General features: G+C 46.8%; 17 protein-coding genes. 13 read left to right on the forward strand and 4 right to left on the reverse strand.

The genetic code is table 11. From position 1 onward, the window contains the following. The 10 genes from PF479_RS20005 to PF479_RS20050 all read left to right on the forward strand — a co-directional run. Window positions 1-447 (forward strand): DHHA1 domain-containing protein (locus PF479_RS20005; protein ID WP_298010695.1); only part of this gene is annotated, 447 nt, incomplete at its 5' end. 95 nt (window positions 448-542) lie between these two features. Next, window positions 543-1,721, forward strand: a complete 1,179-nt coding sequence (locus PF479_RS20010; RefSeq protein WP_298010697.1) for a TetR/AcrR family transcriptional regulator — start codon at window positions 543-545, stop codon at window positions 1,719-1,721. Between the two features lie 28 nt (window positions 1,722-1,749). Continuing rightward, entirely contained in the window at window positions 1,750-3,084 is a 1,335-nt protein-coding gene (locus PF479_RS20015) for a TolC family protein (protein ID WP_298010700.1), read from the forward strand. Continuing rightward, window positions 3,081-4,058, forward strand: a complete 978-nt coding sequence (locus tag PF479_RS20020; RefSeq protein WP_298010703.1) for an efflux RND transporter periplasmic adaptor subunit — start codon at window positions 3,081-3,083, stop codon at window positions 4,056-4,058. Before PF479_RS20015 ends, PF479_RS20020 begins: the two co-directional genes overlap by 4 nt. A gap of 10 nt (window positions 4,059-4,068) precedes the next feature. Then, window positions 4,069-7,227, forward strand: a complete 3,159-nt coding sequence (locus PF479_RS20025) for an efflux RND transporter permease subunit (protein ID WP_298010706.1) — start codon at window positions 4,069-4,071, stop codon at window positions 7,225-7,227. Next, entirely contained in the window at window positions 7,224-7,502 is a 279-nt protein-coding gene (locus PF479_RS20030; protein WP_298010709.1) for a PG0541 family transporter-associated protein, read from the forward strand. The genes PF479_RS20025 and PF479_RS20030 overlap by 4 nt, the downstream gene beginning before the upstream one ends. 201 nt (window positions 7,503-7,703) lie before the next feature. Beyond that, window positions 7,704-8,651 (forward strand): ABC transporter ATP-binding protein, encoded by a 948-nt coding sequence (locus tag PF479_RS20035; RefSeq protein ID WP_298010712.1) that lies wholly within the window; start codon window positions 7,704-7,706, stop codon window positions 8,649-8,651. Then, complete coding sequence (locus PF479_RS20040; protein ID WP_298010715.1) at window positions 8,651-9,514, forward strand: ABC transporter permease; 864 nt, start codon at window positions 8,651-8,653, stop codon at window positions 9,512-9,514. Before PF479_RS20035 ends, PF479_RS20040 begins: the two co-directional genes overlap by 1 nt. Window positions 9,515-9,701: 187 nt before the next feature. After that, window positions 9,702-11,138, forward strand: a complete 1,437-nt coding sequence (locus PF479_RS20045) for a GldG family protein (protein WP_298010718.1) — start codon at window positions 9,702-9,704, stop codon at window positions 11,136-11,138. Continuing rightward, window positions 11,135-12,508, forward strand: a complete 1,374-nt coding sequence (locus PF479_RS20050) for a DUF4340 domain-containing protein (RefSeq protein WP_298010721.1) — start codon at window positions 11,135-11,137, stop codon at window positions 12,506-12,508. Before PF479_RS20045 ends, PF479_RS20050 begins: the two co-directional genes overlap by 4 nt. A 74-nt stretch (window positions 12,509-12,582) precedes the next feature. Here the strand turns inward: PF479_RS20050 and PF479_RS20055 are convergent, their stop codons facing one another. The 3 genes from PF479_RS20055 to PF479_RS20065 all read right to left on the reverse strand — a co-directional run bounded on the left by PF479_RS20055 (window position 12,583) and on the right by PF479_RS20065 (window position 15,355). After that, complete coding sequence (locus PF479_RS20055; protein ID WP_298010724.1) at window positions 12,583-13,770, reverse strand: InlB B-repeat-containing protein; 1,188 nt, start codon at window positions 13,768-13,770, stop codon at window positions 12,583-12,585. A gap of 64 nt (window positions 13,771-13,834) precedes the next feature. Continuing rightward, window positions 13,835-14,812 carry a hypothetical protein gene (locus PF479_RS20060; protein WP_298010726.1) on the reverse strand — a complete coding sequence of 326 codons (978 nt, stop codon included), beginning with the start codon at window positions 14,810-14,812 and terminating at the stop codon, window positions 13,835-13,837. Between the two features lie 75 nt (window positions 14,813-14,887). Continuing rightward, window positions 14,888-15,355, reverse strand: coding sequence for a hypothetical protein (locus PF479_RS20065; RefSeq protein WP_298010729.1), 468 nt, complete (start codon window positions 15,353-15,355; stop codon window positions 14,888-14,890). A gap of 141 nt (window positions 15,356-15,496) precedes the next feature. Here PF479_RS20065 and argA point away from each other — a divergent pair, with 141 nt between their 5' ends. From argA to sppA, 3 genes are read left to right on the forward strand one after another with little or no spacing between them, the layout of a single operon-like run. Next, window positions 15,497-16,828 (forward strand): amino-acid N-acetyltransferase, encoded by a 1,332-nt coding sequence (argA, locus tag PF479_RS20070; protein WP_298010732.1) that lies wholly within the window; start codon window positions 15,497-15,499, stop codon window positions 16,826-16,828. A 10-nt stretch (window positions 16,829-16,838) separates the two neighbouring features. Then, complete coding sequence (locus PF479_RS20075) at window positions 16,839-17,636, forward strand: TatD family hydrolase (protein WP_298010735.1); 798 nt, start codon at window positions 16,839-16,841, stop codon at window positions 17,634-17,636. Between the two features lie 32 nt (window positions 17,637-17,668). After that, window positions 17,669-20,062 (forward strand): signal peptide peptidase SppA, encoded by a 2,394-nt coding sequence (gene sppA / locus PF479_RS20080; protein ID WP_298010737.1) that lies wholly within the window; start codon window positions 17,669-17,671, stop codon window positions 20,060-20,062. 14 nt (window positions 20,063-20,076) lie between these two features. Here sppA and PF479_RS20085 read toward each other — a convergent pair whose 3' ends face one another. Beyond that, window positions 20,077-21,072: a Gfo/Idh/MocA family oxidoreductase gene (locus tag PF479_RS20085; protein ID WP_298010740.1), complete on the reverse strand. Its 996-nt coding sequence runs from the start codon at window positions 21,070-21,072 to the stop codon at window positions 20,077-20,079. Window positions 21,073-21,161 lie beyond the last annotated feature (89 nt).

Raw genomic sequence — 21,161 nt, forward strand, 5'->3', positions numbered from 1 at the left:
CCGGTTTTCAACCGTGTGGCAGAGATGGTGGATAACGGAGCCTCTCCCAATGGTGTTTTTCGCCGCATCAATGGAGGCCGGGAGCTCAGCACAAGGCGTCTGATGGGCCGTCTTCTGGACCGGGCCCGTTTTTACTGTGATGACAAAATTATCATTTCCTGGGAAAACAAGGACGACCGTGAGGAGCTTGCCGTAGAAGACCGGGACTCGGACAAGCTCTATCAACTCCTGCAGAGCATAGCCGGCTGTGAAGCCGTAGCCTTGATCAGGGAGGAATCCCCGACCCTGTGCATTATAGGTTTGCGGTCCAATAACAGTATTGATGTGGGACGCATTGCTTCAGAACTCGGAGGAGGTGGTCATGTCAAGGCTGCCGGATGTGCCGTCGAGGCCGACCGGGAGACTGTTCTTCAGAAGCTGCTGGAACTCTTTTCTCAACAAATTTAAAAATTGACAAGAATTCATTAATTCTAACTACTTTTCCAATTGACCAATTTTATATAAATGATTATTTTTGTTGACGAACGGTCGTAAACAAAAAAATGAAAGTAGAAGAAAAAAGAAAACTTAAAAAAATAGCAATCATCGAAGCTGCTCTGGATGTCTGGTCGGTGGATGATTACAGAACCACATCTCTCAACGCCCTGGCAACAAACCTCAACATGACAAAGCAGGCCTTGTACCGCTATTTCAAAAACAAGGAAGACCTGCTGGATTCCATGACCGATTATGTGAGCTCCCTTGAAAATCTCTGGTTTCAGGACATGACTAGAAAACTGAAGGCTGTTCCTCAGGAAGAAAAAATTCGTTTTTTTATATCCAACCTTTCCCAAGCCCTGACACAGGGACGCCGGTACCTTCACTTTGACAGCTTTAATACACTTCGTCTGGACAAATTATCGCTGGGAAAGAACATGAAAAACCTCGAAGAAATAAGGGATACCCTGGACGTTCCCGAAAAGGTTATCCATTTAATCATGATGTTCTGTTTTTTTTTATGGGGATGGCAAGAGACTCAGCACATCCAGAAGAAAAGAAATACTTCCCAAAAAATTGAACTGATAATAGAAGTCATTGAAAATGGACTGGCAACAGAGAAATTCAGACTGCCGGAAAAAGGCTGCTCCTTTCAGGATACAATGGAATACAGATCCTTCAGAGTAAGGCTGAATCAGGAAAACCTGATTCAGGCAGTCACACAGGTCATTCAGGAAAAGGGCTTTCAGGGGGTGACTTTGGAGCTTATTGCTGAAAAAGCTGGAATATCCAAAAGTACTCTCTATAATTATTTTAAAAATAAGGATGATATGCTGACACAAACAACGAACCTTCTTGTTAAAGAGTATATGCAGTATCATTCTCAGCTTTTATCCACAAGGGATTGTTTTGAAGATAAACTTCTGGCTCATCTGGAAATGCAATGCCTTTTATTTCCTAAAAAACCCCAGGCGTTCATCATCATAAAGCAATTTATGAGCAGGGATGTCTTTGATAAAGTGGAGAAACCGGCATTACAACCCGGATTTTTGGATTTTCTGGAAGACGGGATCAAAGAAAAAAAACTGAAACCCCTTCTGTCTGTTTATGAATATCAGATGGTTTTTAGTTTTTTTATATTTATTGAGAGGGTTATTTTAAGAAATGAGGATGAACTATTTCTTACTCGGAAAATTATTGATTGGTTAGGCTTTTTAGCCTATGGGTTTAAATACAACTGTTAAATGTAAAAGATAGCATAAGGAGTTTTCTATGAAGAAAATATTTATTCTTCTCACACTACTAATTTCATTGGTTCTGAATATTCATGGGGAAACGATAAACCTCACCGCCGATGCGGCGGTTGCCCTGGCCCTGGAGAATAACCTGAGCCTCCAGAGTGAATCTCTGAGTCTGAGTATCAAGGAAAGAACAAAAGAAACGGCATGGAATGCCTTTGTTCCTGAAATCAGCGCTGGGGGCGGTATGAACTACAGCCAGCTACTGCTTTCAGATCCGGATCCCCTGTATGTTCAGAATGATAAAACATGGACTGTTTCGGGTTCTCTTTCCGCCAACCTCAGACTCAACGCGGGAGTCGGTACGGGTATAAAACAGTACCAGATAGACTATGAAGCGGGACTACTCAGTTATGAGGATGCCCGGAAGAAGATAAACCGGGATGTGCGAAATAAATACTTCAATATCATAACCATGGACGCCAACCTGAAACTCAAACAGATGGATATTACCCTGGCACAGAAACGCTACGAACAGGCCCGGGAGAATTATAAAAACGGTCTGATCTCAGAGTTGGACATGCTCAAAGCACAGGTGACTGTTGAAAATACTAAACCCGAGTATAACAGCCTCCTGACCTCTTACAGGAGTGCTCTGATGAATTTCAAACTTGTCCTGGGAATCCCAGGGACTGTGGAACTCGCAATGACCGAAGGGCTGGATATGATAACATTATACAGACTGGATGCGGATGCTCTGATTGACAGATACAGTGCCAAAAGAATGGATGTACTCCAGATCAACAAGAGCATTGAATCTCTCAAGAATAAAAGAAAGCTTCAATCTCAGTCAGAAAGGACTCCCTGGCTGACCCTCAGTTCCTCCTGGGGTACAAGAGTCCCCGACGGACTCAACGGTGACAACTGGAAACAGGAGGTCTGGCAGGACTCGGCAACCATAGGACTCAATCTGAGCATTCCTCTGGACGGTTATATTCCCGGGTCGAGTACGGATGTCACCCTGGAGAACCTTGACAAGGAGATACAGAAGCTGGTGCTTCAGAGGCAGCAGATTTACGATTTCGCCGAAATTGAAATCCGAAGCCTCGTGATGACCCTGCAGAACTCCATCGATACCATTGACACCTATACCCTCAATGTAGATCTGGCCAAAAAATCCTTTGACCTCACTACAGAGGCCTACAATTTGGGAACCAGGGAACTTCTGGATGTTGAAACAGCCCAGTCTGAACTGATGAGTGCCTCCCAGAATGTACTCCGTGAAAAATACAATTATAAAACCAAGCTACTGGATCTGGAATATGCCATCAACAGTGACGATATTTCGGAAATACTGGAGGAGAAATGAGTAAGAACAAAACATCCGAAGTAAAAACGGAAGTAAAGAAAAAAATAACCCTTGGCCGTATTATTCTTATTGTTCTGCTCCTCGGAATTCTCGGATTTGCAACCTACACCTTTCTGGGAATGAAAGAGAGCGCTCCAGGACGTCCCGGTCAGGCCGAAGAAGAGCAGAAGGAAACAACCTTTGCCGTGACAACAACCGAGGCTGTATCCGGTCAGATCAAGGACCTTCTGAATGTTAACGGTGATGTAATTCCCGACAGTTCTGTCGATGTTTATTCAGATATTTCGGGAAAACTGATCCGATTAAATGTAGGTCTGGGTGACTATGTCAGCAAAAATCAGGTGATTGCAGAAGTAGACCCATCCCGCCCGGGTATGTCCTACACAGCCAGCCCAGTGAAGGCCACCGTGAGCGGAACAGTCACCAGTATGCCCTTTGATATCGGGGCGACAATCAGCCCTCAAGTACCTGTAGCCAGAATCGGAAACCTGACAAACCTGCAGGTCAGAACCTTTATCCCCGAACGGTTCATCTCCAGGATAAAGATGGGTATGAAGGCACAGCTTGCCTTTGAATCCTACCCAGGAGAAATCTTTGAAGCCGTTGTTATGGAGCTGAGTCCTATAGTGGATGAAGTTTCAAGAACGATGGAGATCAAGATGGATATTGTCAAACGGGACAAACGAATCAAGGCAGGAATGTATGCCAAAATCAGCCTGATTACCGAGGTCAAAAACGATATCGTCCGGATTCCAAGCGACTGCATCATGAGCCGTTTCGGTGAGACCTTCGTCTTCGTTCTTGATGGTGAGAAAGTTTCTAAAAGATTGATCAGCGAAGGGATACGCATCGACGGCGTATCAGAAATCAGGATGGGTCTTTCAGCAGGAGAAACAATCATTTTCCAGGGTCAAACCCTTCTGGATGACATGGCTCCTGTCAAAGTAGTCCGCAGCGTTCAACCCCTGAAGTAAAGGACAATCCATGAGTATAACCAAAACCATAGTCAACAGACCGACGACCGTCCTCATCATATTTGCCATATTGATTGGCCTCGGTCTCTATATCGTTCCCCAGGTCCCCATCGACCTGTACCCTGAAATCAATCCTCCGATTCTGGTTGTTTTTACATCCTACACTGGTGCCGGACCGGAAGAAATAGAACAGACGGTGACCCGCCCACTGGAAGGGCAGATGGGAAACGTCTCGGATGTACAGAGAATAACATCGACCTCTTCCGAGGGGCTCAGCATGATTATTCTTGAGTTTGACTGGAATACCGACCTGTCCGCGGCGGCTCAGGATGTCCGGGACAAACTCGAGTTTATCAAGGACTTTCTTCCCGATGATGCGGCGAACCCTCAGATTTTCAAATTTGATCCTGCCATGATGCCCATCATAGACCTGGTCATCAACGGAAACAGGTCTCCTGAGGAAATAAGGACCATTGCGGAAGACCAGATTCAACCCTACCTGGAACAGGTCCCGGGTGTAGCCACCACTTTTATCACGGGGGGACGGGAAAAAGTGGTCCGTGTGGAAATCTCCCAGAACAGATTGGAGGCCTATAATCTCAGCCTGACCCAGGTAGCCCAGATGCTGTCTAGTCAGAATATGCAGATTGGCGCCGGTTCTGTTGAAGAGGGAACTAAAAAGTACCTGGTCCGCACGGCTGGTGAGTATAAGAGCCTGGAAGAGATATCCAATGCCGTCATCTCCTATAAAATGTCGGGGGGAGTGACCAAGGAAGTACGCCTGAGAGATATTGCCACCGTTACCGAAGGGTATAAAGATGCCACGAATTCGGTTTATATCAATGGTGAACCGGGAGTGTATATCTCCATACAGAAACAGAGTGGTGTCAACTCCATAGAGACCGCAGACAATGTCATTGCCAAACTGAAACAGATCAATAAAAACCTTCCCCAGGATATGTCTGTTTCCATTATCAACAACACAACGGAGATGATCAGAGGGTCCCTGGATCAGGTCACCAATTCTGCTATTACCGGGGCGATCCTGGCCATGGCTATTCTTTTTATCTTTCTCAGAAGCATAAAAAGCACCCTGATCATCGGGCTTTCTATCCCCATAGCCCTGCTGATCACCATCATGTTTATGTACTTTGCCGGTTTAACCCTGAACTTGATGACCCTGGCTGGACTGACCCTGGGGGTGGGGATGATAGTGGATTCTTCCATCGTCATCCTGGAGAACATATTCCGGTATAGAGAAAAAGGAGCGAAACTCAAACCCTCGGCTATCCTGGGATCCCAGGAAATGTTTATGGCTATCTTGGCTTCCACTCTGACGACAGTCTGTGTTTTCCTGCCTGTCATCATGTTCAAAAAAGAGCTGGAAATGATCGGAGTTCTCTTTCAGGACCTGGCCTTTACCATCATCATAGCCCTTCTTTCCTCCCTGTTTATCGCCATTACTCTGGTTCCCGTTCTGGCCAGCCAGTATGTGACCATATACACCCGTAAGCAGAAACCTCTTAAATGGAAATTCCTGAGAGGAATAGACAACGTGATGGAAGGCTTTTTCACAGGAATGGACAATGCCTACAAACGGGCCCTGGCCTCCTGCCTGGACAACAAGCTCCTTACCATCCTCGTGATTCTGGGACTCTTTATTGTCAGCATCATGATGTTTCCCTCCATAGGTATGAATTTCATGCCCACCAGTGAGGAAGATTCGATAACACTGAACCTGAGCATGCCGGTAGGAACCCGGTTGGATCTGACCCAGGACTATATGAATCAGCTGGCAATCATTACAGAAGATGAAATTGACAGCGCCAGAGATATCATCATCTCCACGGGGTCCGGTGGTTTCCTTGCCGCCGACAACAGCAGCAGAGGAACACTCACGATCACCCTCAAAGACTATGAACTCCGATCAGAGACAAATGATGAAATCAAGGAAGAACTGAGAGCCCATTTTGATAACTTTCCGTCGGCCACATTCAGTTTCGGCAGTTCCATGAATATGGGAGGCTCAGCCTCACCCATTGACATCATCATCAAGACCGAAGATCTGGATAAGGCCAGAAGGGTAGCCAATGAGATTAAGGAGATGCTTAAAAACGATATCCCTGAGGTGACAGAACCGGAGGTGAGTCTGATAGAGGGTCTCCCCCAGGCTGAAATCATCGTAGACAGGGAAAAAGCCTATTCTCTGGGATTAAGCATCTACGCCATCGGCAATGAAATATCTGCCAATGTGGATGGAAAAACAGCCTCCCGCTACAGGGTGGGAGGAGATGAGTTTGATATCCTGGTCATTTTGGAAGAACAGGACCGCAGCTCCATACCGGACCTTGAAAAAATATTCATAATGAATTCCATGAATCAGAGGATTCCTCTTTCCAGTGTAGCCCGCATTGAAAAGACCTCGGGACCAGTCGATATTGCCCGGGAGGATCAGTCCCGGGTGGTCCATGTCACAGGAGGCCTTAAACCTGGATTCGCCGCCAGTGAGGTGGAACCCAAGGTCCGCCAGATGATCAAGGAGAACATTGTGGCTGATGAGACGGTGATCATTGATTTTAACGGAGACTATGCGGAGATCCAATCCTATGTGATGAAATTCATAGTGATCATGATCATTGCGGTGGCTCTGGTATTCGGTGTCATGGCGAGTCAGTTTGAATCACTGAAAGATCCTTTCATAATCTTCTTCACCATTCCCCTGATGGCCATCGGAATTATTTTCATATATAAATTTACGGGAGAAGCCATCAGCATGTACTCCGCTGTCGGGGTTATCATGCTGGCGGGAATCGTCGTCAACAACGGTATCGTCATGGTGGATTATACCAATATCCTCAGGGGACGGGGACTTTGTATCAGAGATGCCTGTATCGAAGCAGGAGGAAACAGACTCCGCCCGGTTCTGATGACGACCCTGACAACCGTATTGGGAATGCTGCCCATGGCTTTTTCCAAAGGACAGGGATCCGAACTGGTACAACCCTTCGGTCAGACCGTCGTAGGTGGATTGACCATGAGTACCATACTGACTCTCTTTCTTGTTCCCGTACTCTACGCACTATTCAACAGAAAACATCAGAACAATGTGTCAGAATGCAGTGATTCTGAAGACTTCATCAACAGACCTTTACTGGAGGAAACAATTTGACCAGGGTAGAAATCATAGTGAATCAGTCCATAGAAGCGGACCTCTTTGAAGCATTTGCACACCATCAGGTTGTCAAACATTACACCAAGATTCCCAGCGCCCACGGTGTGGGCCGTTCGGACCCTAAGATGGGAGACCATATCTGGCCGGAAGAGAATGTCGTCATCATAGTGTACTGTAAGAAAAAAGAAGCGGAGCAGATTAAAGAAGCCGTTCAGGAAGTGAAAAGAAAATTTCCTCAGGAAGGATTAAAAATATTTATGATGAAATCCTGACTTTTTAAGAATAATTTTTTTGAATATCCGGCCGCTCTCCCCTCGGGTGAGCGGTTTCTTATTTTTGAAGGTCTGGAAAGTCCCCTTTCCTTGTCAGCCTGTGATTCTGATGTTACAATTCCAGAGCTCTATCTCCACTGTCTCCCGGTGGCATTTATGAGCATTTTTTATAAAATGAAACAACCCTCCAGGAGGAGAACATTGATCAAAGCGATTGATTTAACAAAACGCTATGGAAAGCATACTGCAGTCAACAAGATCAACTTTGAAATTGCAAAAGGAGAGATCATAGGATTTCTGGGTCCCAATGGAGCCGGAAAATCCACAACAATGAATATGATCACAGGATACACCGCCCCTTCGGACGGATTCATACTGGTGGATGGTGAAAACATCCTGGATGATCCTGAAAAAACAAGAGGCAAGATCGGGTACCTTCCAGAACACCCGCCCCTCTATATGGATATGACGGTCAACGAGTATCTGAAGTTTGCCGGCCAACTGAAGAAAATAACAAAACCTGAATTGCGTCAGGACATGGATCGTATCTCCGAACTTGTTAAGATAAGCGATGTCCGGGGTAGACTGATCAAAAATCTATCCAAGGGATACAAACAGAGGGTAGGACTGGCTCAGGCTCTTCTGGGAAACCCCCAACTTCTCATCCTGGATGAACCCACAGTCGGTCTGGATCCCAAGCAGATCATTGAAATAAGAAACCTGATCAAGGAACTGAGTGAAGATCATACCATCGTCCTGAGTTCCCATATCCTGCCCGAGATCTCCGCCGTCTGCGACAGAGTTCTGATCATCAGCAAGGGAGACATCGTTGCCTCGGATACACCGGAAAACCTGGCAAAGAATATGGCTGGCATGCATAAGCTGCATCTGAGAGTAAAAGGCCAGGAAAGCAACATCCGGGGAGCCCTGGAAGGCCTTGGATTCCTGAAAGATATCATCCTGGCACCCTCCCGTGAGGAGGGAGTCCTGAAGGTGGTCGTGGAGGCCGGTAGAGATGCAGACATAAGGGAAGATGTATTCTTCGCCCTGGCGGCTCAACGCTGCCCCATCCTTCAAATGCGCCCCATGGACATATCTCTGGAAGAAATCTTCCTGAACCTGACAACCGTTGAAGGAGAAGAAAAATAATGCTGGCAGTATTTCGCAAAGAACTGTTAACCTACTTTACAACCTCGGTGGGATATATTTTTATGGGAGTGTTCCTTCTTATCTCAGGGATACTCTTCACCACGGGAAATATCTTTTCGATGAACTCTGACTATTCAGCCTTTCTGTCGGGACTGATCATGATATTTCTGCTGGTTGTTCCTCTTTTGACCATGAAAATATTCAGTGAAGAGAAAAGGCAGAAAACCGATCAGCTCCTGATGACCGCCCCCCAGTCAACTTCCATGATCGTGGCCGGTAAATTCCTTGCCGCAGGAACCCTGTTCCTTATGACCCTGATCATCACCGGACTCTACCCCCTGCTTTTGTCTTTTCATACCAGAATGGATACGGCTCAGATCATGGGAACCTACATAGGCTTCTTTCTGCTGGGCTGCTCCTTTATCGCGGTGGGAATTTATATTTCCAGCCTGACAGACAGTCAGGCCGGAGCGGCCATCCTGACGTTCTGCATGCTCATTATCACCTGGATTATTGACTTTATAGGCGGCTTTATGCCCGTCAGTATCCTGTCGGGAGTCCTCTTTGCGCTGATCATCACAGGGCTGGCCGCCTTCTGGATGTATAGTGCCACTCAGAATATACCTGCGGCGGTTTTACCCGTCCTTGCCGGTTTATTGATCATCACCCTGATCTATCTGATCAACAAAGACCTATACATCAATCTCATCGGCAAAACTCTGTCCTGGTTCTCCCTGACAAAACGTTTTTCCGACTTCCCCATGGGAATCCTGAAACTGGATGCCCTGATTTATTACCTCTCCTTTTCCGGGTTTTTTCTGTTTTTGACAACCCAGAAAATTGAAAAACAGAGATGGAGCTAACCCTTAGGTCCTATGAAAGTGAACCACGGAGGCTGTAAATCAGCCTTCGTAGGATGTGGACCCTTAGGTCCTATGAAAGAAAACCACAGAGGCTGTAAATCAGCCTCTGTAGGATTTGGACCCTTAGGCCATATGAAAGTGAACCACGGAGGCTGTAAATCAGCCTCCGTAGGATTTGGAGACATCAATGAAAATAAAACTGAATTTTAAAGCCCGTCATGCCGGTATGGCCGCGATAACAACGGTTGCCGTTTTGGCTGGACTGATCCTGCTCAACCTTGTTGTTCAGAACATCCCCGCCCAATGGGACATGACCAGAAAGAAGCTTTTTTCCCTGACAGACCAGACAACAAACCTGGTGAAAAGCCTGGACCAGGAAGTCATGATCTACCTGTTGTCCAAACCGGGTCAGGAACCAAAAGACATTATGGAGGTCCTGGAACGCTATGCCGGAGCTTCGTCCAAAATCAGTCTGGAACTGGTGGATCCCGACAGGAATCCCACTCTGATTTCCCAGTACTCCGAGGAGGGTCAGTCCATCACCAACGGAAGTGTTATCGTTGTCTCGGGAGCCTATTCCAGAGTGATCGACCGCATCGACCTCTATAGCATCAGCTACAGCCAGCAGGGTCAGCCCCAGGTTCTGGGAATGACTGCCGAACAGAGAGTCACCTCAGCCCTGGCCTATGTCATCAGCGGCAGGGAACCCAGAATTTACATACTGGAGGGGCACAATGAACTGACTCTGGCTAAACTGAACCTTCAGGATGTGGTTTCCAAGGCTAATTATTCTATAAAAATACTCAACCTTCTGAAGGTAGGCACGGTTCCCGATGATGCCGAAGTTGTGGTCATTCTGTCACCCCAGCGGGACCTGACAGAAAAAGAATCTGATGCTCTGGGCTCATACCTTGAAAAGGGGGGAGCCCTCTTTCTCTCCCGGGATCTATCAGGAGTGGACATGAGGAATATGGATGCTCTCCTGGGCCGCTTTAATCTGATGATAACCCCTGGTGTCGTGATGGAAAAAGATACCAACAGGCTCCTTCCGGGCATGGGGAATAACCCCATAGTTTTTTCTCCCCGCATGGCTGAAGAGAACCCGGTTACCGACTCTCTCAGAGAAAACAATCTGGATGCCTTTGTCTCGACTGCCATGGGTATCCAGGAGACAGAGATCAGAAAAAGAAACCTCAAATTCACCTCTCTGCTGAACTCTTCCAACAGCAGCTGGCTCCGGACTGATTTGAATAACCCATCCGAGTTTAGAATGGCGGGGGACATCCCCGGCCCCATTACAGTTGCCGCCTCCCTGGCCGAAACAAACCGGGATACAGGCAAGGAAGATGGTGCCCGGATCATCCTCCTGTCTAGCGGACAGTCCCTGTCTGCCCTGCCCGGCCTGGGGCAGATTAAGGCCAATATCGAGTTCTTCCTCAATAGCCTGAACTGGCTGAGCGACCAGGAAGAATCCATGAATATCCCCAGCAAGAGTCTCTTCAGACTCCCGGTACAGATTAACGCTCTGCAGGCCTGGATCTATGGGGCGATATGTGTTCTCCTCATCCCCTTGTTGATTATCATCGGCGCCTCTGTGGTCCTTTACAGGAGGAAGCACCTTTGAAAAAGAAGAAACAGCTTCTTCTGGCATTGGCGTCCCTTATCCTTTTGAGCGGGGTTTACGGTTTAACGCAGCTTCTTTCAAAGCCGGAGGAACTGAATCAGGAGATCCCGGCAGCTCCCAGAGAAAGCTATATCCTCAGTGAAGTCTCTGAGGAGGAACTGAAGTCAGTGACAATTGAAAATACCATGGGAGCCTACACCCTCATCCTGGGCGAACAGGGGATTGAAGTAAAAGGTGCCTCCGGAATAATCCTGGATCAGCAGGCTGCTGCCGGATTGACCTACGCTCTGATGAACCTGAGAAGTAGTGAACTCATCGAAAAAGACAGCAGTGATCTGGACCGGTACGGCTTGACGAATCCCAGGGGATTGCTGACATTGGAGAAGAGGGATGGAAGTAAAACCATCGTCAAAGTCGGAAACAGCAACCCTTCGAAAAGCGGTTTTTATTCTCTGAGAGAGGGGGAACGCTCGGTATACCTTCTCTCCTCCTACCTCGCCACGTCCCTGTTAAACTCCATGGACCTGCTGCGGGACAGAACTCTACCCCCTGTCAACTTTCAGGAACTGAAACGCCTGACAATCAGCTCAGAAAGAACGATAGACATCGTGCCCTACTTTCCATATGAAGTCTTATCCAGCACATTGAGTCCTCTGGTCATGGTGAAACCCTATAGAAGACCGGTGGCGGTTAACACTCAGACCTACTCAAAGTCTATGGAAGCTCTGGCTCAGAACTACCGGATTGTCAGTTTCTACCCGGATGACACGGATAAGGATACAGGTCTGAACGATCAGGCCGCAGAGATCTACATGTTGGATTCCACAGGAAATGAAGTCAACATCCAGGTGGGAAACAAGTCTGCCGAGGGAGACTATTTCTGCCGGGTCAGTCACGTGGCCGGAATCGTCACCCTCCCCTCGGAAGCCCTCACTTTAATCAATGTATCGCCTCTTGAGATGTCCGACCGCTTTATGCGGCTCATAGGCATCGACAGTGTAAAAGAAGTGCGTGTTGATACACCCACAGAGAGCTGGGTGGGAGGCATTTTGTTTCTGGATGATGAGACGGGAGTCTTTACTTTTCAGGGTGAAAGTGTTGAAGAAGATCCCTTCAAGAAGATGTATCAGGAAATCCTCTACCTCCTATTTGAGGGTGAAATTCCTGGAGATTTCACTCCATCAGGGCCTGCTCAATTCACTGTGACTTATACAGGTAATGATCAAACTCCCGGCAAGACAACTGCCGAGTGCTACGAATATGACCAGGACTATTACGCTGTCAGCATAGACGGCTATCCCCCGGAGTTCCTTATCGGTAAATACCAGATTGAAAGTCTTTTAAATTATTTGAGGGATTTCAAGGGCTGAAAAAAACCCGTATCTTTCATGGATACGGGTTTTTTATAACTTTGCTGTCCGCTCTGAGTTTCCAGAGCAGGATATCAGGGAGATGTAGCGGCTACGGTACTGGGAGAAGAGTTCATCCATGCGGCGACTGCAACAAAAGTGTTGTTTCCATAAGTGACAGAACTCCAGTTAGCAGGGACAGGCAAGCTCCTTGCCGTCCAATTCAAACCATCCACTGAAGTGGCTGCTGTAGTACTATCTTTTGTTACCGAATCACCGGCAATCGAAACAAAAATACCATTTCCATATGTAATGGAACACCATTTCGCCAAGGAAGGCATGCTTGTCGTTGTCCAGCTGATACCATCAGATGAGACTGCAGCAGAATCTCTGTTGAATGATACAACATTGAATAAACCATTTCCAAATGTTATAGAAATCCCGGGTACCGGTATAGTTCTCGATGTCCAGTTGATACCATCAGGAGAAGTTGCTGCTACTGCACTATTGTGAGCAACAGCAGTAAATAATCCATTTCCAAAGGCAATAGAGCACCAATAATCAGCAGAAGGCATGGTACATAGTGTCCAGGTCACTCCATCAGTGGAAGTTAAAGCAGTCGTAGAATTCTGAGCTAAAGTAACGAATAAATCATCTGCAAAAATGATAGGGCACCAGTTTGCAGCGACAGGTAAAGTTCGCATTGTCCAGTGAATACCATCAGGTGAAGTCGCAGCGTCCGTGCTGTTAGAGGATGCATCATCACCAGCGATTGTTACAAAAACCCCATTGCCGTAGGCAATCGATTTCCAGTCAGTATCTACAGGAATCGTACTTCCAGTCCAATTCACACCATCAATTGATACTGCGGCCGCTCCTCCGTTGGTAGAGACAGCAACAAATCTCCCATCACCATATGTTACAGCTTTCCACCCGGAAGAGCTGGGTAATACACTTTCATTCCAGACCGACCCTGCAGAAATCCAATCCGTATATAATGTTAAGTGCTCATTCTGCACTGTTATAGTATCACCTGCTTTATAGGAAGTTCCGCTTCCGTCAGGATTAGTGTTCCATCCTGAATAATTGGAACCTGTCTTCATAAGATTTCCCGAATTACCAAGTACTATTGCCTGATCATCCTGGGAGTAGGCTTTGTTATCAATGGGTACACTACCTGAATCAGCTTCGTTTGAATTATAATTAATTGAATAACTTTCTGGCTCTTTACAGGCAGAGAGAATGAAAACGAGGGTACATATGAATATTATCTTTTTTTTCATCAGTAAATCCTTTTCAGAATAGAGTTCCGTTTATTATAGAGCTACCAACTTTGAAAAGAAGGTATTATTCGGGAACGTGCTCGAAAAGATGGGACAGACGAGGCATTTTTTCCAAACCGACATCATCAAAAAAGCGAAGAACCCAGCCTGCCTCTTTGATTTCTCTGGGATTCTCAGAAACAGGAACAATCGTCCCGATTTGAGACAGTTCCAGGTACTTTTTAACATCTTTGATTCTGTTTTTATAATTCCTATAAGTGGAGCAGGATGTGGCTTTCCAGAATCCCTCAACACAGTCTTTGCAATGAGGATGATTTGATTCATCTTCAGTATCACTCGTGCGGAGCACAAGCGACAGTTCCCAGCAGTTCAGGCTATTTTGGTGGGATCTCAAAAAGGCGAGAATAATACTATTTTCCTGTGGGCTGAGGATAGAACTGATGTCCCTCTGATTCAGAAATACTTTATCATGAATGATTCTTATTCTGCTTTTTGCGTGGGCATTCAACCAAAGGGTGGCACCAAGTAATGCCAGTCCTATGATGAGATTGAGAATGTTATAGACACTGGATTCTATCCATCGTGGTTCAGCTCTGGACACAATAGCAAAGAACATCATAAAGAGCCAAAAATTCCAGAGGATAAAGATGGTATGAGAAAAAATGGATATGAGGCGATATACCAAAGCCCTCTTCCTGATCATTGATAATCGATCTATTTGAATAATAAAAATAATGATATAGAGAACCAGAATCTGTGCATGATTTGTGTAAAAATCACGATGTATAAATGCACCGGCCCAATATGCCATTCCCAATTGAATAGTGAGGCAGACAAAGTAGGACAGGATGAAGAAGTAATTCTTTCGTTGTCTCAGTACAATGAATGGCAGCATGTATTCCAGCAGAAGAGAAAAAAAACTAATGATATAAACTGAATTCACTGTTATTAAAATGGGCAGAGTCTTGGAAGGATCAAGGAAAGCCATGAGCCAAATGGAGAACCAGGATAATAGAGACAGAACAGGGACTAGAACATTCATTTTTAGATTATATTCTCAGTTTGTACAATTTTATGCAATAAAAAAAATTATTAATTTATTTTTATAGTATATAAACTAATTATCGGGAATATATTTTTTAAAGGCTTCATCTTCCATGATTTCAAGAACCAGAGGAGAACGGTCCTTCAGGAAAATTATTGAATATCCCCGGGTGAAAAAAGTCATGAAACCTTTCAGCTCGGGAATCTTTTCGGAAAGAGATCCTTCGGAAATGCAGGCTTTCCCCCATTTTTCGGAGATCTTCCGCATGCTTTTTATATCCGACAGGAGGAAGGAGATCTCTGTCTTTTCATAGTCGCTGTCTTTTCTGTTGAACATGGCCATCAGAGCATTCTGTCTTTCAAAGTCTTCAAAGTAAACCCGGTCCGCGACGACATAGAAAAGACCACCGCGGCCGTTCATTTTCCCGGAGCCGCATTCACCGATAAGGGTGGCATAGCTATAAAATTCAATCTTAGCTCCCAGCTTTTCTTCCCGCTTTTTCCAGAATTTTTCCACTTCGCTCAGTTTTTCATCTGCCATGCTGTTCCATTCTCCTTTGACCTGGCTTCACTATACCCTGTAATGTAATTTCCCCGCAAGTAAAGGAAAAAGGACTTTAAATACCGTTATAATACCCGGGAATTTTAATACAGAATATTCATAGTAGGAGCCGATACTCTTATGAGAGGAGCATTCATGGACAAGAGTCAATTAAGAGAACATGTAGACCTTATAAGAGAAGTATTCTCTTATAACCGGCGTTTTAAGGATTCCCTCTTTGTCATCAAAATTGACAGCTCCATCATCGACCACAATTATTTTTCTGTCCTGGTCCGTGACCTGTCCCTCCTTCACCAGAACGGCATCCGATTTGTCATCATTCCCGGAGCCCACGACAGGATCGATGAGATCCTGAATCAGTACAAGATTCCCTATAAAAGCGTTGATGGAGTCAGAATTTCCTCTGATGAAGCCATTCCATTTATCAAAATGGCTGCCTTTGATGTATCCAACAAGGTAATGACCCAGCTGTCGGGTTACGACATTCCCTCGGTCATTGGCAACTGGGTCAAGGCCAGAGCCCTGGGGGTTGTCAATGGAATAGACTTTCAGTGTACCGGGCGGGTAGACAAGATCAAAGCCGATGCCATTGAGACCCTCCTCCGGGAAGGGCACATCCCGATTTTTCCCTGCATTGGATGGAGTGCCAACGGAGACCCCTACAATATTTCCTCCGACGAACTGGCTAAGATCATAGCCATAGAACTCAGGGCTTCCAAGTTGTTCTTTATTGGATCAGACGCCGTGCTAAATTCCGAAAACTGCAACATCCCCCCAGAGATGCCCCAGTCCGAAGAGGGGCGGATATCCAAAATGTCCCTGTCACAGGCGGCTGATCTTATAAAGGAAAATCCAGAAAACAATCAAATGACCAAAGTCCGGGCGGCTCTTGCCGCCTGCGAGGGTGGTGTTAACAGAGTGCATATCCTGGATGGCCGGAGCGACGGTGCGGTGCTCAAGGAAATTTTCTCCAACCTGGGTATCGGTACCATGATCTATACCAACATCTATGAGCGGATCAGAAACATGAAGACGAAGGACATCTCCAGTGTCCTTATCCTGATGAAACCCTTTGTTGAGAAGGGGATTCTTGTCCCCCGAACCCGGAAAGACCTTGAAGATAAAATTGACGATTTTGTAGTGTACTCCATGGACGGCATCATCCACGGCTGCGGCGCCCTGCACCGATACAGTGATGACCTGGGTGAAATTGCAGCCCTGGCGGTAGACCAGAAATTTATTCATCTCAAGATCGGCGGGAAAATTGTCTCTTATCTTCTGGAGCATGCCGAAGAACAGGGTTTGAAAAAAGTCCTGGTATTGACAACACAAACCTCTGACTGGTTCCAGACCCTGGGCTTTGAACCGGCCGGAATATCGGATCTTCCTGAAGAAAAGAAGGCTCATTACAACATGAACCGGAACTCAAGAATTTTAATATACCATTTCTAAGTGTAATTGGATGAACCTGAAAAATCTCACCAATCTAATCAATGACTGCTCCTTCATAGACGCCCATACTCATTCGGATCATTATCAGGGAGAAAACAGGACTGGCATGCTGAAGGAAGTCTTTGAACATCGGATACTGACCCTCAGCTCGGCCACAGATCCTGATTCTATCCAGGAGTCATTCTCTCTGAACCGTTCCTGTCCCTGGATTTTAACAGCCGCTGGGATTCACCCCTGGAAAGCCGGAATCTATGATCTGGAAGATCTTGAATCCCTGGAAGAGGTTTATAAAATGGCTCATCAGATCAGTGAGATTGGAATGGATTCTCTCTGGGCACCTCCCGAGGCGACCTGGGAGAAGCAGTCAGAACTGCTGGAAGCTCAGCTCAAACTGGCTGTAAAACATAATAAGCCTGTGACCCTTCACACAAAGGGTGCAGAAGACAGGATTCTGACCCTGTTAAAAAAATGGACTCCCCCCTCGATTCTAATCCACTGGTTTGACGGCAGCGATGAACAGCTGAAAGCATTCCAGGCCCTGGGATGCTTTTTCACGGTCTCCCCGGTCCTACTGACCGAACCAGTCACTAACCGGATCATTTCTCAGATTCCTCTAAACCTACTTCTGGCCGAAACAGACAATCCTCCCGCATGGCACTGGCTCTTTGACCAGCCCCCCCGGGCGATCCAGATTCAAGATGTCCTGCAGGCGGCATCCAGAATCCTCGACATCCCCATCGGGGAACTTCATGAGGCATTCAAGGACAACCTGAAAACCTTTTTTAAAATTCCGCCTGTTCATTGTTGATCCTTCCTCCTTCAGGAATCATACTGGAAGGTATGAAACAATTCTTGAAAATTATTTTTTTATTCTTAATTGTCCTTTCCCCGCTGAGAGCCCAGAATTTCGGTATTGCCGTAGAGGATCAGGTTCTGTCAGCTCTCATCAATCCTGCTGCAATGGGTGTGGGAAACTCCGGCGGGTTCGCCTATATCAACCGTTATTCCACAGACCAGGGATTTCTGAACGATTACGATCTCCTCTTCTCCCTGGGAAATTTGGCCTACAGTTACGGAAACTTCTACGGAACTGATAAGCATTTAATAGCCAGCGGATTCCGACTGGCTCCCGGCAGTTACGGGGGAATCAGTTATCAGTGGTATAAAGATTCCACCGAACAGAAGGGGGGGGGACTGGGCCTTTCCTTTATGATCAGGCCCAGCAATTCTATTTCATTGGCAGTCAAAGGTGTGGATCTAAATAATCAAGCCTCTACAGAGCTGGGTTTCGGATTCAGACCTCTGTTTTTCAGCAAGAAACTTGCCTCCCGTTTCACCCTGTCCGGAGATGCCCGTATCGAGGACTCCCAGTGGCAGGAGGTCAGTCTTGGAGCCTTTGTGGAACCAACCGACGGGGTTAAGATATTCAGTGATTACAACTTTGAAAAAGAAGTGTTTCAGCTGGGAGTCCGACTCTCATTCTCCTATCTGGAAGTCGGATCTGCAATGGATGCCTCTGGTGACAGAGCCTGGAAAGACGGGACCTTCCAGGCCCTTTCATCCTTTAAAAAACAAAGGAGCTTAATGGAACACTCCCTCCATAAAGCCATTGAGTATGATCTTGCCGGAGTTATCCTGGATGCTCCCACAGGGAGATATTCATCGGAGTTCCCCCGGAAGGAGCTGCGCTCTTTGGCCGATTTTATTCTGGATATGGAAAAGATCAAAAAAGACACCACAGCCAAAGCTATAATTTTTAAAAACCAGGAATTCAAAACCAATTTTGCAAACCTTCTTGAAATCGAAGAGATCCTGAAGGAAGTCAAGGAGTCGGGGAAAAAGATCTACTTCTACTATGATTCCATAGACAACCTGCCCTACTCCCTGGTGGCTTCTGTAGCCGATGAGCTATATCTGAACCCCGCAGGATCTGTGTTCCTCCAGGGTTTCTCTGTCACCAACTTCTACCTGAAGGATTTCTTTGATCAATGGGGAATCAAGGTTCATAACTTCAGATCTCATGAATATAAGACCGCCTACAACAGCTTCTCCGAATCCGGTATGACAGATGAGGAGAGGGAAGCTCTTCAGTATCTGTACGATGGACTTCATACCGAAATGATCCGCATGATCAAAGAGGGAAGGGGAAGTAGATTAACAGACACGGCCCAGTCTCTCATCGACCGGGGACCCTTCATTCATGCCTCCCAGGCCCTGGCGATGGGACTGGTGGATAGACTGACTTACGAAGATGAGTTTGATGCAGTCATGAAAGAGCGCAAACTGAATGTTTTCAAGGCATCCTTATCAACAGGAAATATGGACTACGACTGGGATGAAGCAGGGCAGCCTGTCATCGCCGTGATCTATGCCATCGGCGGGATTACCAGGGGAGAAGGAACAGCGGGGAGCTCCATTGGTTCCGATTCCATGGTAAGGGCCATCCGCAACGCCCGCCGGAATCCTCTGGTGAAAGGAATCATCCTCAGGGTGAACTCGGAAGGGGGCTCATCCCTGGCATCCGACCTGATAGCCCGGGAAGTCGCTCTTTGCCGGATGGGAGAACATCCGAAACCGGTCGTTGTCTCCATGGGTGGAGCCGCCGCGTCAGGCGGGTATTATATGGCCGTACCTGCCTCACGGATTATAGCTTCTCCTGCCAGTATCACCGGATCCATCGGGGTCATTACCATCCTTCCTGAAATCTCGGGACTGATGGAAAAAATCGGCATAGCCGTGGATACGGTTAAAACCGCCGAGAATGCCGAAACCGGGAATATCCTGAAACCACTGACCAGGGATGAAGAGGAGCAGATCAGGGAATATATTGCCGCGATCTATGACCAGTTCATCACTCTGGTGAGTGAATACAGAGAATTATCTATTGAAGAAGTAGATGAATCGGCCCGGGGCCGTATCTGGACGGGAACCCAGGCCAGAGAGCGGGGACTTGTCGATATCAATGGTGGTTTAACGACGGCCTTTGGGGTTATGAAAGAGCTGATCCAGACAGAGAATGAACTCAGGTTGATCGAAATAGTCCCGGGGCGGAATCCCGGATTCCTGGAACGCATGGTGACAGAGCCCTTTCTCGGTAGAATCAAGACAGAATCGCCCCTGCCTGAAGATCTGAAAAATCTGATGATGATGTATCAATCCTTGAGTGAATATGAAGAGGGAGAAGCTCTCTATCTGATGCCTTATACAGCCGAAGAGCTGGGAGTCTCTCCCTGATGGTAATTTTATAGCTATTCTTGAGGATAGTCCCTGAGTATGCGGTCAATCAGTTCCTGGACCTTTAATCCATCCCGGTAGGAGGATTCACATTTTCTTCCGGGATTCTTGTACAGATCAAGAGCATGATTCATCATGGCCGAAAAGTAGGCGGTCCGCCCCTTCCAGCCGGAGGTACTGCAGGTCAAGGAGCGGAAGCCCGTATAATAGGGAGACTCTTCTGAGCTCCACAGCTCATACACACCGTTTCCGATTCTGATCCTTCCCCGCTCAAAACTCAAATCCAGCTCAAAAACCAGATGGTCCCGTCGTCCCGACACATCCAGAACAATGTTGATTCCCCCCCCCCGGGCCAATACAATCATCTGCCCTCCTTCCTTGTAGGGATTCCCCTCACAATGGAGGATCTCCAGATCCTGATCTGTCAGAAAGCGAAGGATATCCAGCATATGAGTACCGTCATGATAAAGGTTCTTTGAAACCTCTCTGGCTTTTCCCATATACAACCGGGCATTAATACTCAAGAGCTTTCCGAAAGCCTTATCCCTGATCAAGCCCCGGACCTCCTGGTAATCCCTTGAAAAGCGCCTCTCATGGTTGACAAGAACCACAGAGTCGGAACTCTCAATGAGAGACAGGATGGACCTGGCTTCCTCGAGGGAGTTGGAGAGCGGTTTTTCACAGACAATCATAGGAACTTTCGCGGTCAGAGCCTTCTTGAGGATTGTGACATGACTATCCGTGTCTGAGGCGATATGCAGAATATCCGGATGCACCGCATCAATCATGGCATCAAAATCAGAGAAGACTTCGCAATCCGGCAGATTCTGCTGAAAAGCCTTCCTTCTTGATTCATCCGGATCGGCTCCCGCCACAAGAGTGGTCTCCTGGTTATACTCAATGGCTCCCAGATGACTGGCAGGTTTTTCTCTTAGAGGGTCATTTTCCAGTGTCACACCGATGCGGCCTAATCCTGTGATGGCACAGCGGACATCATTCTTGCGGGTCATATATCCTCCGGGGTTGCTCTATTATCGGCACCTCAAAGCATAGTCTTCATTTTGGCATTATCAAAACCCATCCTTGACCCGCCTCGCCC

This window comes from Oceanispirochaeta sp. (genome assembly GCF_027859075.1).
Lineage (GTDB): Bacteria > Spirochaetota > Spirochaetia > DSM-2461 > DSM-2461 > Oceanispirochaeta.

Excerpts from the sequence above, each read along its gene's own strand:
- PF479_RS20010 (WP_298010697.1), top strand. The coding sequence starts at position 543 with ATGAAAGTAGAAGAAAAAAGAAAACTTAAAAAAATAGCAATCATCGAA.
- PF479_RS20015 (WP_298010700.1), top strand. The coding sequence starts at position 1,750 with ATGAAGAAAATATTTATTCTTCTCACACTACTAATTTCATTGGTTCTG.
- PF479_RS20020 (WP_298010703.1), top strand. The coding sequence starts at position 3,081 with ATGAGTAAGAACAAAACATCCGAAGTAAAAACGGAAGTAAAGAAAAAA.
- PF479_RS20025 (WP_298010706.1), top strand. The coding sequence starts at position 4,069 with ATGAGTATAACCAAAACCATAGTCAACAGACCGACGACCGTCCTCATC.
- PF479_RS20040 (WP_298010715.1), top strand. The coding sequence starts at position 8,651 with ATGCTGGCAGTATTTCGCAAAGAACTGTTAACCTACTTTACAACCTCG.
- PF479_RS20045 (WP_298010718.1), top strand. The coding sequence starts at position 9,702 with ATGAAAATAAAACTGAATTTTAAAGCCCGTCATGCCGGTATGGCCGCG.
- PF479_RS20055 (WP_298010724.1), bottom strand. The coding sequence starts at position 13,770 with ATGAAAAAAAAGATAATATTCATATGTACCCTCGTTTTCATTCTCTCT.
- PF479_RS20060 (WP_298010726.1), bottom strand. The coding sequence starts at position 14,812 with ATGAATGTTCTAGTCCCTGTTCTGTCTCTATTATCCTGGTTCTCCATT.
- PF479_RS20065 (WP_298010729.1), bottom strand. The coding sequence starts at position 15,355 with ATGGCAGATGAAAAACTGAGCGAAGTGGAAAAATTCTGGAAAAAGCGG.
- argA (WP_298010732.1), top strand. The coding sequence starts at position 15,497 with ATGAGAGGAGCATTCATGGACAAGAGTCAATTAAGAGAACATGTAGAC.
- PF479_RS20075 (WP_298010735.1), top strand. The coding sequence starts at position 16,839 with ATGAACCTGAAAAATCTCACCAATCTAATCAATGACTGCTCCTTCATA.
- sppA (WP_298010737.1), top strand. The coding sequence starts at position 17,669 with ATGAAACAATTCTTGAAAATTATTTTTTTATTCTTAATTGTCCTTTCC.
- PF479_RS20085 (WP_298010740.1), bottom strand. The coding sequence starts at position 21,072 with ATGACCCGCAAGAATGATGTCCGCTGTGCCATCACAGGATTAGGCCGC.